Origin of the sequence: Streptomyces sp. NPDC051684, assembly GCF_044453445.1 — a bacterium.
Classification (GTDB): Bacteria; Actinomycetota; Actinomycetes; order Streptomycetales; family Streptomycetaceae; genus Streptomyces.
The window spans coordinates 18,321-32,829 of record NZ_JBITCS010000002.1; the positions used below are offsets into that span (position 1 = coordinate 18,321).

Annotated in this window: 14 protein-coding genes; 12 read left to right on the forward strand and 2 right to left on the reverse strand. The window is 72.0% G+C overall.

Translation table 11 applies throughout. From position 1 onward, the window contains the following. The first annotated feature begins 38 nt into the window (after positions 1-38). The 4 genes from ACIA8D_RS02575 (at position 39) to ACIA8D_RS02590 (ending at position 3,859) form a co-directional block, all read left to right on the forward strand. On the forward strand, positions 39-959 hold the full coding sequence (locus ACIA8D_RS02575) for an ATP-binding cassette domain-containing protein (protein WP_399228077.1): 921 nt from the start codon (positions 39-41) through the stop codon (positions 957-959). Beyond that, positions 956-1,747, forward strand: coding sequence for an ABC transporter permease (locus tag ACIA8D_RS02580; protein ID WP_399228078.1), 792 nt, complete (start codon positions 956-958; stop codon positions 1,745-1,747). The genes ACIA8D_RS02575 and ACIA8D_RS02580 overlap by 4 nt, the downstream gene beginning before the upstream one ends. Before the next feature lie 275 nt (positions 1,748-2,022). Next, on the forward strand, positions 2,023-3,216 hold the full coding sequence (locus tag ACIA8D_RS02585) for a sensor histidine kinase (RefSeq protein ID WP_399228514.1): 1,194 nt from the start codon (positions 2,023-2,025) through the stop codon (positions 3,214-3,216). After that, positions 3,206-3,859: a response regulator gene (locus ACIA8D_RS02590; RefSeq protein WP_399228079.1), complete on the forward strand. Its 654-nt coding sequence runs from the start codon at positions 3,206-3,208 to the stop codon at positions 3,857-3,859. The genes ACIA8D_RS02585 and ACIA8D_RS02590 overlap by 11 nt, the downstream gene beginning before the upstream one ends. A 34-nt stretch (positions 3,860-3,893) precedes the next feature. Here ACIA8D_RS02590 and ACIA8D_RS02595 read toward each other — a convergent pair whose 3' ends face one another. Further along, complete coding sequence (locus tag ACIA8D_RS02595) at positions 3,894-5,009, reverse strand: haloacid dehalogenase-like hydrolase (protein WP_399228080.1); 1,116 nt, start codon at positions 5,007-5,009, stop codon at positions 3,894-3,896. Positions 5,010-5,149: 140 nt separating this feature from the next. On the opposite strand from ACIA8D_RS02595, the gene ACIA8D_RS02600 reads away from it, so the two are divergent. Then, the gene (locus tag ACIA8D_RS02600) at positions 5,150-6,022 is read left to right on the forward strand and encodes a helix-turn-helix domain-containing protein (protein ID WP_399228081.1); all 873 of its coding nucleotides are present in this window, start codon (positions 5,150-5,152) and stop codon (positions 6,020-6,022) included. After that, positions 6,019-6,462 carry a VOC family protein gene (locus ACIA8D_RS02605; protein ID WP_399228082.1) on the forward strand — a complete coding sequence of 148 codons (444 nt, stop codon included), beginning with the start codon at positions 6,019-6,021 and terminating at the stop codon, positions 6,460-6,462. Before ACIA8D_RS02600 ends, ACIA8D_RS02605 begins: the two co-directional genes overlap by 4 nt. Here ACIA8D_RS02605 and glgX read toward each other — a convergent pair. Continuing rightward, positions 6,452-8,722, reverse strand: coding sequence for a glycogen debranching protein GlgX (glgX, locus tag ACIA8D_RS02610; protein ID WP_399228083.1), 2,271 nt, complete (start codon positions 8,720-8,722; stop codon positions 6,452-6,454). The genes ACIA8D_RS02605 and glgX overlap by 11 nt on opposite strands. 146 nt (positions 8,723-8,868) lie before the next feature. On the opposite strand from glgX, the gene ACIA8D_RS02615 reads away from it, so the two are divergent. From ACIA8D_RS02615 to ACIA8D_RS02640, 6 genes are all read left to right on the forward strand, one after another. Further along, positions 8,869-10,092: an Ig-like domain-containing protein gene (locus ACIA8D_RS02615; RefSeq protein ID WP_399228084.1), complete on the forward strand. Its 1,224-nt coding sequence runs from the start codon at positions 8,869-8,871 to the stop codon at positions 10,090-10,092. A 152-nt stretch (positions 10,093-10,244) separates the two neighbouring features. Continuing rightward, entirely contained in the window at positions 10,245-11,435 is a 1,191-nt protein-coding gene (locus tag ACIA8D_RS02620; protein WP_399228085.1) for an Ig-like domain-containing protein, read from the forward strand. Positions 11,436-11,537: 102 nt separating this feature from the next. Next, positions 11,538-12,305 carry an enoyl-CoA hydratase/isomerase family protein gene (locus ACIA8D_RS02625; RefSeq protein WP_399228086.1) on the forward strand — a complete coding sequence of 256 codons (768 nt, stop codon included), beginning with the start codon at positions 11,538-11,540 and terminating at the stop codon, positions 12,303-12,305. 189 nt (positions 12,306-12,494) lie between these two features. Further along, entirely contained in the window at positions 12,495-13,103 is a 609-nt protein-coding gene (locus tag ACIA8D_RS02630) for an ATP-binding protein (protein WP_399228516.1), read from the forward strand. A 74-nt stretch (positions 13,104-13,177) separates the two neighbouring features. Continuing rightward, the gene (locus ACIA8D_RS02635) at positions 13,178-14,092 is read left to right on the forward strand and encodes a MerR family transcriptional regulator (protein ID WP_399228087.1); all 915 of its coding nucleotides are present in this window, start codon (positions 13,178-13,180) and stop codon (positions 14,090-14,092) included. Between the two features lie 46 nt (positions 14,093-14,138). After that, positions 14,139-14,351 carry an EF-hand domain-containing protein gene (locus tag ACIA8D_RS02640; protein ID WP_399228088.1) on the forward strand — a complete coding sequence of 71 codons (213 nt, stop codon included), beginning with the start codon at positions 14,139-14,141 and terminating at the stop codon, positions 14,349-14,351. Positions 14,352-14,509 lie beyond the last annotated feature (158 nt).

The following is a 14,509-nucleotide window of genomic DNA, read 5'->3' on the forward strand; positions in this document are numbered from 1 at the left end:
GATGCCCGGACCCGGCCCGCGCGGCGAGTCTTGATGCCATGACCACCACCACAGCACCGCTCATCGAGGTCGCAGGGCTGCGCAAGACGTACGCCGGGCGGGCCGTCGTCGACGGGGTGTCCTTCACCGTCGGCGAGGGCGAGATCTTCGGGATCCTCGGGCCGAACGGCGCGGGCAAGACCACCACCGTCGAATGCGTCGAGGGACTGCGCGCGGCCGACGAGGGGCGGGTCCGGGTCGCGGGGCTCGACCCCGTACGCGATCACGCACAGGTCACCGGCATCCTCGGCGCCCAGCTCCAGGAGAGCGAGATCCAGCCGAAGCTGACCGTGAAGGAAGCCCTTGAGCTGTACTCCGCCTTCTATCCGGCGCCTCTCGACTGGCGGCCGCTCGCCGACCGGCTGCGGCTCACCGACAAGCTCGGCACCCGGTTCGCGAAGCTCAGCGGCGGCCAGAAGCAGCGCCTGTTCATCGCGCTCGCGCTCGTCGGCAACCCCCGTGTCGTCGTCCTCGACGAGCTGACCACCGGGCTCGACCCGCGCTCGCGCCGCGACACCTGGGAGCTCATCGAGGAGGTGCGCGACAGCGGCGTCACCGTCCTGCTCGTCACGCACTTCATGGAGGAGGCGCAGCGGCTCTGCGACCGGATCGCCGTGATCGACAAGGGGCGGGTCGCCGCGCTCGACACCCCGGCCGGTCTCATCCGGCAGGCCGCGGGCGCCACCGTCATCTCGTTCACCCCGTCCGCGCCGCTCGACGAGCGCGAACTCGCCGCGCTGCCGGGCCTCGCCTCCACGGAGCACAAGGACGGCCGGGTGACCCTGACAGGCGGCGAGGACACCGTGAACGCCGTCCTCACGCTGCTCGCCCGGCACCGCGTCACCGCACACCAACTCCGCGTGTCCGACGCCACCTTGGACGACGCGTTCCTCGACCTGACGGGAGCCGGACAGTCATGAGCACCGCCACCGCGCCCACCAGCACCGCGACCGCTCCCGCCGAGCGGGCGTCCGTCAACCGGGCCGTCCTCAAGGCCGAGTTCACGCTCTTCCGGCGCGAGGCGGGCAGCCTCCTCGGGATCCTGCTGTTCCCCGTGCTGCTCCTCGTGATCCTCGGCTCCATCCCGTCCTTCCGGCAGGCCGACGCCGGGCTCGGCGGCATCCGGCTCGTCGACGCGTACGTGCCGGTCACGGTGCTGCTCGGCATGATCGCGGGCGGCATCCAGTCGATGCCGCCGATCATCACCGGGTACCGCGAGCGCGGCATCCTGCGCCGCATGTCGGCCACGCCGGTGCGGCCGACGGCCGTCCTCGGCGCGCAGATGGGCATCCACGGCGTCGCCGTGCTCGTCTCGGTCGCGGTCTGTCTCGCCGTCGGCCGGATCGCCTTCGACGTGGCGCTGCCGCGGCAGTTCGGCGGCTATCTGCTCGCGCTGATCCTGTCCGTCGTCGTCTCCCTCGCCCTCGGCGCGCTGATTGCCTCCCGGGCCCGGACGACCAAGATCTCCAACGCGATCGGCTCGGTCGTCTTCTTCCCCGCGATGTTCTGCGCGGGCGTCTGGCTGCCGGTGCAGGCGATGCCGGACACGCTGGCCCGGATCGTCGAGCTGACCCCGTTCGGCGCCGCGGCGCAGGCCCTGAACCAGGCGGCGGCCGGCGACTGGCCCGGCTGGTCGCACCTGCTCGTGCTCGCCCTGTGGGCCGCGGGCCTGACCGGCGCGGCCGCGCGCTGGTTCCGCTGGGAATGACCGGGGAGCCGGGCGTGGTCGCGCAGACTGGGGGCATGGACGAGCGGGACCGGCGAGGACCGGGCGCGGGGCCGGACGGCGACGGGAAGACCGGCGGACGTGCCGGTCGGCGCGCCGAGCACGCCGTCGCCCCTTGGGGCGGGCGGGCCGTCAGCGGCGGCGCGACAGGGGGAGGCCCCGACGGGACGGAGCCCGGCCTCGGCGCGGCGCGGCTCGACCCCGGAGCCCAGGACGTCGAGCTGCGCTGGCGCGCCTTCCACCGATACTCCCCGTACATGATGCTCGCCATCAGCACGCTGCTGGCGGTGCCGACGAACGCCGCCTTCGGCGTGGGGCGTACCGGCTGGTACGTGATGGGGGGCCTCGTCGCGGGCGCCGCGGTCCTGGAAGGCGTCGCCGTCCGTGTCGGCCTCGCCCGCAGGGGCCCCTCGGTGGGGACGACCGTCTACTACTGGCTGCGCTGGGCGCTCGCCTTCTGCCTCGCGTGGATCAACCCGCTCTTCGCGTTCTACGCGGCCATGGGCTACTTCGGCGCCGGCCGCTTCCTGCTGCCCCGCCTGGTCAAACCGGGCCTGGCCGCATCCGCCGTGATCCTCGCCGGATCGCAGGCGGGCGGCCTGCCGCCGGAGAACGCGGCGCAATGGGCCCTGTTCGGCGCGCTGCTCGCGATCAACCTGGGTCTGGTGGCCGCCATGTTCCACCTCGACACGAAGGAGTACGAGCGCACCCGCGCCCAGGTCGCCACCATCGCCGAACTGGAGGGTGCCAACAAGGCGTTGCAGGAGGCCCTGGACGAGAACGCGCAGCTGCACTCCCAGCTCCTCGTCCAGGCGCGGGAGGCCGGCATCTCCGACGAGCGGCGCCGACTCGCCGCCGAGATCCACGACACCATCGCCCAGGGGCTGACCGGGATCATCGCTCAGCTCCAGGTCGTCGCGAACACCGACGACCCGCGGCTCTCCCGCGAGCACCTCGACCGGGCCGCGGACCTCGCGCGGCACAGCCTCGGCGAGGCCCGCCGCTCCGTGCACAACCTGGCGCCCGCAGCTCTGGACGACGCGACGCTCGCCGAGGCCCTCAAGAAGACCGTCGCCGAATGGTCGGCCCGCACCGGCGTGCGCGCCGACTTCACCGTCACCGGCACCGCCGAGCCGCTGCACGAGGAGATCGAGGCGAGCCTGCTGCGGATCGCCGAGGAGGCACTGTCCAACGCCGCCCGGCACGCGGCCGCCACCCGCCTCGGCGTCACCCTGTCCTTCATGGCGGGCCAGGTCACCCTCGATGTCCGCGACGACGGCCGCGGCTTCGACCCCCTCGCCGTGCCCGCCCGCTCGGGCGGCGGCGGCTTCGGTCTCGACGGGATGCGGGCCCGCGCCGAGCGGCTCGCGGGCGGCGTCACCGTCGAGTCGGAGGAAGGCGGCGGCACCGCGATCTCCGCTCACGTACCGTTGGTGCGCCATGACCAGTGATCCCACGCCTCCCGCCATCAGCCTGCTGATCGTCGACGACCACCCCGTCGTACGGGACGGTCTGCGCGGCATGTTCGAATCGACCACCGGCTTCACGGTCCTCGGCGAGGCGGCGAACGGGGTGGAGGCCGTCGCCCGCGCCGCAGCCCTCGACCCGGACGTCGTCCTGATGGACCTGCGGATGCCGGGCGGGAACGGCGTCGACGCGATCCGCGAGCTCGCCAGGCAGGGCGTGCGCGCCCGCGTCCTGGTCCTCACCACGTACGACACGGACTCCGACACGCTGCCCGCGATCGAGGCCGGCGCGACCGGATACCTGCTGAAGGACGCCCCGCGCGAGGAGCTGTTCACGGCGGTGCGGGCCGCCGCCGACGGCCGCACCGTCCTCTCGCCCGCGGTCGCGTCCCGCCTGGTCACGGCCGTGCGCACGCCCGCGCCCGGCACCGACGAGACGCTCTCCGCGCGCGAGCGGGAGGTCCTGGTGCTGGTCGCGCGCGGCACGTCGAACAAGGAGATCGCCCGCGAGCTGTTCATCAGCGAGGCCACGGTGAAGACCCATCTCACGCACATCTACGGCAAGTTGGGCGTGAAGGACCGGGCGGCGGCGGTCGCCGTGGCCTACGACCGCAAGATCCTCGGCTGAGGCCCGAAGGCCCGAAGGCTGGAGGCCCGACGGCTCAGCGGATCTGGTCCGGTGTCACCGTCACCCACCGCTTGTCGGCGGTCGCCTTCTGGCCCAGCTCCCGCTGCCGCTTCACCCCGTCCGCCTTCATGCCGTCCAGCTCCTTCATGTAGCTGTCCTTGCGGTTGACCCACACGCGCACCCCGCCGTGCGCCACGTCCACCGAGCGGAAGAGCATCGGACCGTCGCTCTTGGGCGTGTCCCCGGCGGCGAGGACCGGCTTCTTCCAGGCGTCGATGTACGTGCTGATGGCGGCGGGCTTGCCCTCGTACCAGGTCGCCGGGGCCCACAGCGACGGCGTCAACTCCCGCTCCTGAAGGGCCTTCTGGTCGAACGTCCCGGCGGCGATCTCCTTCCGCGAGCTCGTCACGTCGCCCGTCTTGCGGTCCTTCAGGAGCGCGGCGACCCCGAGGACGTTCTCCGGCTTCACGTCGTAGCCGTACTTCGGGTCGGCCAGCACCATGCGGACGAGGTCCTCGCTCGCGGCGCTCACGACGTACACCTCGATGCCGTGCGAGCGCAGCGCGTGGTACAGCTCGCGCATCCCCTCCGAGAACTCCGGCGGCTTCGCGCCGCCCGGCAGATCCCCCTTGTGGGCCAGCAACTCGTCGACGTACACCTTGAGTTGCTTCAGCGTGAATCCGGAGAAGATCTGCGCGGCCCACGGATAGCAGACCTGGTCGTCGACCTCGCACAGCCGGTTGTAGTACTCGGTGAGGGTCTCCTTGTGGTCCGCCGTGTCCTTGAAGGGGATCACCTTCAGCGACGGGTCCATCGTGTCCCGCGTCAGGACGCCCTTCTGCTCCAGGAACGGCAGCAGCGACTCCTCCAGGTCGTTGCGGTACGTCGTGTTGTCCGCGTCGAACGTCGCGTACGCGCCCTTCTCGCCCTCGTGCGCCGCCACGACCCGGGCGAGCTGCTTCGCCTGCGCCCGCGGCCAGTGCTTCAGCTGGGCGGCGACGGTCCGCGCCGTCGCGTCCCGTCCGGTGGCGGCCGTCGCCTCGGTGTCCGGCCACGCCACCGTGGTGGCGAGCGCCGCGGCGAGGGCGGCGCCCACGGCGCCGAGGAGGAGGGGTTTCTTGCGCGAGGGGTTTCTGCTGGCTTCGGTCACGGCGCGCCACCCTAGAGCCACGGAGCCCGGATTCCCATGATCGAAGTCACCGTCCGTGGCCGGCATGCGACCGCGCGGCGCGGGTAGGCCCCTTTGCCGAAGCCTTCGCGTGCCGGCCGGACCCTTCGCATACTGGAGGCATGAGCACCGGCTCCCAGGAGTTCGTCCGCGCGACGCCACGGTCCGGCGGCCCGATCGTCTCGGCGGTCGGCTACCGCACCCGGGGCCTGTCTCCCTCGGTCCACCGCGGACTGCCCTCCCCGTACCTCACGGTGATCTTCACCCTCGACGAGCCGGTCGTCGGCGGCCACACTCCCGAGGAGGCGCTGGGCCCCGACGCGGTGCGCACGGACATCGTCGTGGGCGGCCTGCACCAGAGCCCCGAGTACATCGCGCAGTCCGGCTCCGAGTCCGGCATCCAGCTCGCGGTGCACCCGCTCGCGGCCCGCGCGCTGCTCGGGGCGCCTGCGGCCGAGCTCGCGGGGCCCGTGGCGGTCGAGGGCACGGACGTGCTCGGCCGGACGGCGGCCCTCCTACGGGAGGAGCTGGCCGGGCTAGACGACTGGCAGGCCCGCTTCGACCTCGTCTCCGCCTATGTGGCGCGGCGGACGGCCGGGGACCCGCTGGCCGGAGTGCGCCCCGAGGTCGCCGAGGCGTGGACGTGGCTCGCCCGGCACCGCGGCGCGGGCACCCTGCGGGGACTCGCCGCGCACGTCGCCCTCAGCGAGCGCCGCCTCACCACGCTGTTCCGCGCCGAGACGGGCCTGAGCCCCAAACAGGCCGCCCGCCTGATGCGCTTCCAGCACGCGAAGGCCGCCGTCGTGCGCGCCGTCGCCGCGGGCGCCCCGCCGGACCTGTCCCGCGTCGCCGCCGAGCACGGCTACTGCGACCACTCGCACCTGGTCCGCGACTTCCGCCAGTACACGGGCCTGAGCCCGACCGGCTGGCTCGCCGAGGAGTGCCGAAACATCCAAGCCGGGGGACACCACAACGGCGAAGACTCGGAGCCATGAACACCACACAGAGCACCCAGCAGACCCCGCGCGAGCCCGCCGTCTGGCCCACTCTCCAGGCGACCGACGCGCCCGCGCTCATCGACTTCCTCGTGAATACCGTCGGCTTCCTGCGCACCGTCGTCTACGAGGACGGCGACCGCGTCGCCCACGCCCAGCTCGACTGGCCCGAGGGCGGCGCGATCATGCTCGGCTCCCACAAGCCGGACGCCGAGCCGGGCACCTGGTGCGTCAAGCCGGGCAGCTTCGGCGGCTACGTCGTGACCGCCCGCGTCGACGAGCTGTACGCGCGGCTCGTCGACGCGGGCGTCAAGATCGTCCGCGAGATCGAGGACCAGCCGTACGGCAGCCGCGAGTTCGCGATCGCCGACCCGGAGGGCAACCTGTGGTCCTTCGGCACCTACGCGGGTGAGCCGCGCCCCGCGGGCGCTACGCCCTGACCTTCAGGAGCAGCACTGTCCTCGCCTCCACCGTGACCGTGGCGCCGGCCTCGTGCAGTACGGCCGGCGCCGCGCCCTGCTCCTCCGCGCCGGTGTCCACCACCACCTCGTACGAGCGGGCCCAGGGCTCGCCAGGCAGCACGAAGGGCTCGGCCCGGTCGCCCGCGTGCAGGACCGCGAGGAAGCTGTCGTCGCGCACCGGCTCGCCGCGTGCGTCGCGGCCGGGGATGTCGCGCCCCGACAGATACATGCCGACCGTGGCGGCGGGCGCGTACCAGTCGCCCTCCGTCATCTCGGCGCCCCGCGAGGTGAACCACGCCAGGTCGCGCAGCCCGTCCGCCGAGTACGCGCGGCCGGAGAAGAAGGCCCGGCGCCGCAGCACCGGGTGCGCGTGCCGCAGTGCGACGAGCCGTGCCGCCAGCGCGAACAGCTCCCGGCAGCCGGGGTCGTCGAGCAGTCCCCAGTCGACCCAGCTGATCTCGTTGTCCTGGCAGTACGCGTTGTTGTTGCCGCGCTGCGTGCGCCCGAACTCGTCGCCCGCCACCAGCATCGGAACCCCGGTCGACAGCAGCAGCGTCGTCAGCAGGTTGCGCAACTGCCGTCTGCGCAGGGCCCGTACGTCCTCGTCGGCGGTCTCGCCCTCGACGCCGCAGTTCCAGGCGCGGTTGTCGTGCGTGCCGTCCCGGTTGCCCTCGCCGTTCGCCTCGTTGTGCTTGCGCTCGTAGGAGACGAGGTCGCGCAGGGTGAAGCCGTCGTGCGCGGTGATGAAGTTGACCGAGGCGTACGGGCGGCGCCCGCCCCACGCGTACAGGTCGCTGGAGCCCGACAGGCGGTACCCGAGGTCCCGCACGTCGGGCAGCGCGCCGCGCCAGAAGTCGCGCACGGCGTCGCGGTAGCGGTCGTTCCACTCCGTCCACAGGGGCGGGAAGGAGCCGACCTGGTAGCCGCCCGAGCCCACGTCCCACGGCTCGGCGATCAGCTTCACGCGGCGCAGCACCGGGTCCTGCGCGATGACCGCGAGGAAGGGGGAGAGCATGTCGACGTCGTGCATGGAGCGGGCGAGCGCCGCGGCGAGGTCGAAGCGGAAGCCGTCGACGCCCATCTCCGTGACCCAGTACCGCAGCGAGTCCGTGATCAGCCTCAGCACCTGCGGCTGCACCACGTGCAGGGTGTTGCCGCAGCCCGTGTAGTCGGCGTAGCGGCGGGCGTCGTCCTGGAGGCGGTAGTAGCCACGGTTGTCGATGCCCTTCAGGGACAGCATCGGGCCCAACTCGCCCGCCTCGGCCGTGTGGTTGTAGACGACGTCGAGGATGACCTCGATCCCCGCGTCGTGCAGCGCCCGCACCATCCGCTTGAACTCGCCGACCTGCTGCCCGCCCGTGCCGGACGCCGCGTAGCCCGCGTGCGGGGCGAAGTAGCCGATGGAGTTGTAGCCCCAGTAGTTGCGCAGGCCCCGGCGCAGCAGATGGTCCTCGTGCGCGAACTGGTGCACGGGCAGCAGTTCCACCGCCGTCACGCCCAGCTTCACCAGGTGCTCGATCGCGGCCGGGTGCGCGAGCCCCGCGTACGTGCCCCGCAATTCCTCCGGGATCCCCGGGTGCCGGCGGGTGAAGCCGCGCACGTGCAGCTCGTAGATCACCGAGTCCGCCCACGGTGTCTTCGGCCGCCGGTCGTCCACCCACTCGTCGCCGGACGCGTCGTCGTGCACGACGACACCCTTGGGGACGTGCGGTGCCGAGTCCCGGTCGTCGCGCACCGTGTCGGCGACGTGCTGCTCGGGCCAGTCCCGTACGTGCCCGTACACCTCGGGCGGCAGGCCGAACTCGCCGTCCACCGCCCGCGCGTACGGGTCGAGCAGCAGCTTCGCCGGGTTCCAGCGGGCGCCCGTCCACGGGTCCCAGCGGCCGTGCACCCGGAAGCCGTAGCGCTGCCCGGGCAGCACGCCCGGCACGAAGCCGTGCCAGATCTCGTGCGTCAACTCGGTGAGCGGCGCCCGGCGTTCCCGCCCCTCCTCGTCGAACAGGCACAGCTCGACGGATTCGGCGCCGCCCGCCCACAGCGCGAAGTTGGTGCCCGCGACCCCGTCCGGGCCGACCCGGAAGCGGGCGCCGAGCGGCACGGGCGTGCCCGGCCACACCGGTTCCAGTGCGGACACGCGCTCCCGCTCGCGGTTGCGGCCGCTGAACGGGGCCGGCAGCGCTCTGCCGTTGCCCGCGCGCGGCGCGCTCTGAACTGCCTCCTGCTCGGGTGCGCTCGACACCTGACGGCCTCCCGCGGCTCCATGGATCCTGGACAGCGGGGCGCCCGGCGTCCCGGCCGCGCTCGCCCTGCTTCCTCCCCCTGTTCTGCCCAGAGCTTCGCTCGCACTCACGTTTCCCCAGCGGGGGACACGTCGTTGCCCTTGGCGTGAGTAGAGCTGTGAGGCGTGCGCGGCACGCAGGGGCGACGCTGGGCGCCGTACTGACCTGGGCGGGACTGATGGGCGCGCTCGCCGGATGCGGGGGCGGCGACACGGTGTTCGGCAAGCCGCGGTCCGCGAAGGAGCTGATCCGGGTCACGCCCGGGTACGGGACGAAGGCGGTGCGGGCGCGGGAACGTCTTCAAGTCACCGTCCCCGAGGGCCGGTTGGAGTCGGTCAAGGTCGTCCGGGTCCAGGACGCCGAGGAGCGGGCCGTCCCGGGCCGCCTGGAGCACGACGCGATGCGCTGGCGCCCCACGGGCCCCGAAGGGGACCGCCTCGCGCTCGCCGCGCAGTACAAGGTCGACGCGGTCGCCCTGGACGGCCAGGGCCGCCGGGTGGCCCGGCACACCACGTTCACGACGTACGTCCCCGACAAGCGCTTCATCGGCTACGTCACGCCCGAGCACCGCGCCAGGGTCGGCACTGGGATGATCGTGAAGGTCGCGTTCAACCGGGAGATCGAGAACCGGGCCGCGGTGCAGCGTGCGATCAGGGTCACCGCCGAGCCCGGCGTGCGGATCGCCCCGCACTGGTTCGGCGGGAACCGCCTGGACTTCCGGCCGAAGCACTACTGGAAGCCGGGCACCGAGGTCACCGTCGACCTGGGCCTGCGCGACGTGCAGGCGGCGCCCGGCGTCTACGGCCTCCAGGACAAGGCCTTCACGTTCACGGTCGGCCGCAGCCAGGTCAGCGTGGTGGACGCGGCGGCGCACACCATGAAGGTGCGCAGGGGCGGCAAGGTGGTGGACACCTTGCCCATCACGGCGGGCGCGCCCGGCTCGACGACGTACAACGGGAAGATGGTCGTCAGCGAGATGCTCGACGTCACCCGCATGGACAGCCGCACCGTCGGCTTCGGAGGCGAGTACGACATCCCCGACGTGCCGCACGCCATCCGGCTCACCGACTCCGGCACGTTCCTGCACGGCAACTACTGGTCGGGCGGCGTCTTCGGGCGCAGCAACGTCAGCCACGGCTGCGTGGGCCTGCGCGACGTGAAGGGCGGCGGCTCCGGTACGCCCGCCGGGTGGTTCTTCGACCGTAGCCTCATCGGCGACGTGGTGGAGGTCAGGAACAGCGCCGACAAGAAGGTGGCCCCGGACAACGGGATGGGTGGCTGGAACATGGACTGGGCGCGCTGGAAGGCCGGGGGAGCGGTTTCGCGGTAGCCGAAAGTCGGGCGTCCTCCCCGCTGTTGGGACGAAACGGTGACATCCCTGGGGATCCGTTTCCCCAGGTCGTGTGGTTATCTTTCGCAGTGCGCGCGTGCAGGCGCGGCAGTGCGGGCCTTGGGGCAAGGCCGTGCGAGGGGAGAAAGATCTTGAACGGGCGACGACCGATATCCGCGGCTCTGCTGGGGGCGGCACTCTTCCTTGTCACCGCGTGCGGGGGCGGCGGCGGTTCCGGCGACGGCAAGGGGACATCAGGCAAGGCGGCCGCGGCGACCAAGGAGTCGCAGGCCGTGGTGAAGGTGGCACCCAAGAACGGCGCAGACGACGTCGCGACCAGCGGGACCCTCAAGGTCACCGCCGACAAGGGCAAGCTGACCGAGGTGAAGGTCGCAGACACCAAGGGCAACGAGGTGCAGGGCGCGATCACCGACGGCGGCAGGAGCTGGGCCCCGGAGCGGCATCTCGCCGCCTCGACCGAGTACAAGGTGCACGCGGTCGCCAAGGACAAGGCGGGCCGCGCGTCCGCCAAGGACTCCACGTTCACCACGCTCACGCCGAAGAACACCTTCATCGGCACGTTCACGCCGGAGGACGGCACGAAGGTCGGCGTCGGCATGCCGTTCTCGGTCCGCTTCTCGCGCGGTATCACGCACCCCGAGGACGTCGAGAAGGCGATCTCGGTCAAGGCCGAGCCCTCCGTCCCGGTCGAGGGCCACTGGTTCGGCAACGACCGCATCGACTTCCGCCCGGAGAAGTACTGGGCGAAGGGCACCAAGGTCACCGTCAAGATGAACCTCGACGGCGTCGAGGGCCGTCCCGGCGTCTACGGCAAGCAGGTCAGGACGGTGAAGTTCACCGTCGGCCGCAGCCAGATCTCCACCGTCGACGCCAAGACGCACATGATGACGGTCAAGCGCGACGGCAAGACCGTCAAGAAGATCCCGATCACCACGGGCAAGCCGGGCTACGAGACGTGGAACGGCACGATGGTGATCAGCGAACGCCTTCGCGTGACCCGCATGAACGGCGAGACGGTCGGCTACGGCGGCGAGTACGACATCAAGGACGTCCCGCACGCCCAGCGCCTGACCGACTCCGGCACGTTCATCCACGGCAACTACTGGGGCGGCGGCACCTTCGGCAACGTCAACTCCAGCCACGGCTGCATCGGTCTGCGCGACGTCCGCGGCGGCTACGACAAGAAGGTCCCGGCCGCGTGGTTCTTCGACCAGTCGATGACGGGCGACGTGGTGGTGGTCAAGAACACCCACGACAAGACGGTGGACCCGGCCAACGGCCTGAGCGGCTGGAACATGTCCTGGGCGGACTGGAAGAAGTGACCGGAACAAGCCCCTGCGGCGGTTGAGCAGCGGGGTCCGGGGCAGCGCCCCGCGACCGCACCCCCGGTGGACCGCGACGATCAACTGGGTACGCTGCGCCGCATGACCGTTCACCTTGAAGTAGCCGACGGCGTCGGGACCATCCGTCTGGACCGCCCCCCGATGAACGCCCTGGACGTCGCCGTCCAGGACCGCATCAAGGAACTCGCGGAGGAGGCCACGGCCCGGGACGACATCCGGGCCGTGGTGATCCGCGGCAGCGAGAAGGTGTTCGCGGCCGGCGCGGACATCAAGGAGATGCGGGAGATGGACCACGCGGCCATGGTCGCGCGCTCCCGCGGGTTGCAGGACTCGTTCACCGCGGTCGCCCGCATCCCGAAGCCCGTCGTCGCCGCCGTCACCGGTTACGCGCTCGGCGGCGGCTGCGAGCTGGCGCTGTGCGCCGACTTCCGGATCGCCGCGGACAACGCCAAGCTCGGGCAGCCGGAGATCCTGCTCGGCCTGATCCCCGGCGCCGGCGGCACCCAGCGCCTGTCGCGGCTCGTCGGCCCGTCCAAGGCCAAGGACCTGATCTTCACGGGCCGCCAGGTGCGCGCCGAGGAGGCGCTCGCGCTCGGGCTCGTCGACCGGGTGGTCCCGGCCGCCGAGGTCTTCGACGCCGCGAACGACTGGGCCGGGCAGCTCGCCAAGGGCCCCGCGATCGCTCTGCGCGCGGCGAAGGAGTCGATCGACACGGGCCTGGAGACGGACCTCGACACGGGTCTGGCGATCGAACGCAACTGGTTCGCAGGCCTGTTCGCCACCCAGGACCGGGAGACCGGTATGCGCAGCTTCGTGGAGGACGGGCCGGGGAAGGCGAAGTTCGCCTGACACGTGCTCCCGAAGCCGCCGAACGACCCGTCAAATACCTTGCGGGCAAGCCCAGTTGATCAGTTCGCTCGTTCGGGGAGCATTATCCGAACCTTAAGCGAATCTTAAGCGCGTTCGGCGGCAAACGATCAACCGCGATGATGTGGCGGCGCGTTTGTGCAGCTCAACCGGGGTGTCGAGGCCCCTGTACTGCCAAAGGCATATGCCCAAACAGCCCTCCGGAACGAAGCGTTCCGGGGGGCTTATTCCGTCGGAACGGCCCCACGTGGGGCTCCATGGCCCCATCATGGAGGCATGGCGGGGCTTGAGGGTGTGGAACAACCGCGGCGGCACGCGAGTGCGACCGCGGCGCGCTGGTCTCCCGCGGTCGAGGACGAACACGCCCTGAGGGCACTGGAGTTGTTCGGAAACCCGGCCGAGGCGGAGGTGTCACTGCCGTCGCGCCCCGAATCGGCCGCGACCGCGCGACGGCTCGCGCAGGTCGTCGTCCTGCGCCACTGGGGCCTCTCCCCGAAGATGACCGAGGACGGCGTCCTGCTCGTCTCCGAACTCGTCGGCAACGCCGTGCGGCACACCGGGGCCCGCCACTTCGGCCTGCGCATGCTGCGCCGCCGCGGCTGGATCCGCATCGAGGTGCGCGACCCGTCCCGCGGACTGCCCTGCCTGATGCCGGTGCACGAGATGGACGTCTCCGGCCGCGGCCTCTTCCTCGTCGACAAGCTCTCCGACCGCTGGGGCGTCGACCTGCTGCCGCGCGGCAAGACGACCTGGTTCGAAATGCGTGTCGCCGACCGCTGACCCCGCCCCGTCCGGGAAGTGCCTCGTACGCTGGGCTTGAGTCTCCACCCACTGGAAGGCCCAGACTCCTCGACATGATCGACGACGGCCCGCGGCTGCTCACGATCGGACAGCTGGCCCGCCGCACCGGCCTCACGGTGCGCACCATCCGGTTCTGGTCCGACGAGGGCGTTCTGCATCCCGTGACCCGCAGTGAGGGCGGCTACCGGCTCTACGACGCCGAGTCCGTGGCCCGCCTGGAGCTGATCCACACCCTGCGCGAGCTGGGCCTCGGCCTGGACGACGTACGGAAGATCCTCTCCGGGGAACGGGACATCGGCTCCGTCGCCGCCGCGCACGTGGCGGCGCTCGACGCGCAGATCCAGCTGCTGCGGCTCAACCGGGCCGTGCTGTCGACGGTCGCCAAACGGAATTCGAGCGCCGAGGAGATGGCCCTGATGAACAAGATGGCACGGCAGTCCACCGCCGAGCGCAAGCGGATCATGGACGAGTTCGCCGACGAGATGCTGCACGGCCTGGACGCCGTCGACCCCGTGGTCCAGGAACGGATGCGGGGCATGAGCGCGGGCCTGCCCGACGAGCCGACGCCCGAGCAGGTCGACGCCTGGGTGGAGCTGGCCGAACTGCTCCAGGACCCGGCGTTCAAGGCCCGCATGCGGCAGGCCGCCGAGTACAACGCGGCCGACCGCGCCCCCGAGGACGCCGCCGGCGCCTCCATGCAGTTCCTGGCCAGGCTCGTCGCGCTCGCGGGCGACGCGCTGCGCGCAGGGGTCGCCCCGCGGTCGCCGGAGGCGGAACCCGTCCTCCAGGAACTGCTCGGCGACGCCGACCGCTCGGCCGTCCTCGACCGGCTGCTCGCCACCATGAACGACGAGGTGGCCCGCTACCGCGAACTGCTCGGCGTCCTCAAGGGCGGCGCCCCGGAGCGGCCGCACCACGAGGAGTTCGCCTGGGTACTCGCCGCACTGCGCGCTCGGGTCGCCGAGTAATCTGACCACCGTCAACACGGCAGTGCGAAAAACGAGGGGTGACCCGGTGGCGGACATAGAGGAAGCACGCAAGGCGTTCGAGCGGTTCGACGCGGACGGCGACGGCTTCATCACGGCGGCCGAGTACAAGAGCGCCATGGCGCAGATGGGCGACTTCAACGTCACGGACTCCGTGGCCGAGGTCCTCATCGCCGAGCAGGACGCCAACGGGGACAAGCGGCTCTCGTTCGACGAGTTCTGGGCGAACCTGAACAAGTGAGCCCCAGGGCCTGTCGTCAGGCCCTGCCCGGTGGGGGGGGGGGCGCCCGCCCCCCCCCCCCCCCGGGCCCCCCCCCCCCCGCCCCCCCGGCCCCCCCCCCCCGCCCCCCCCCGCCCGCCCCGCCCCCCCCCCCCGGGGGCCCCCCCCCCCCCCCCCCA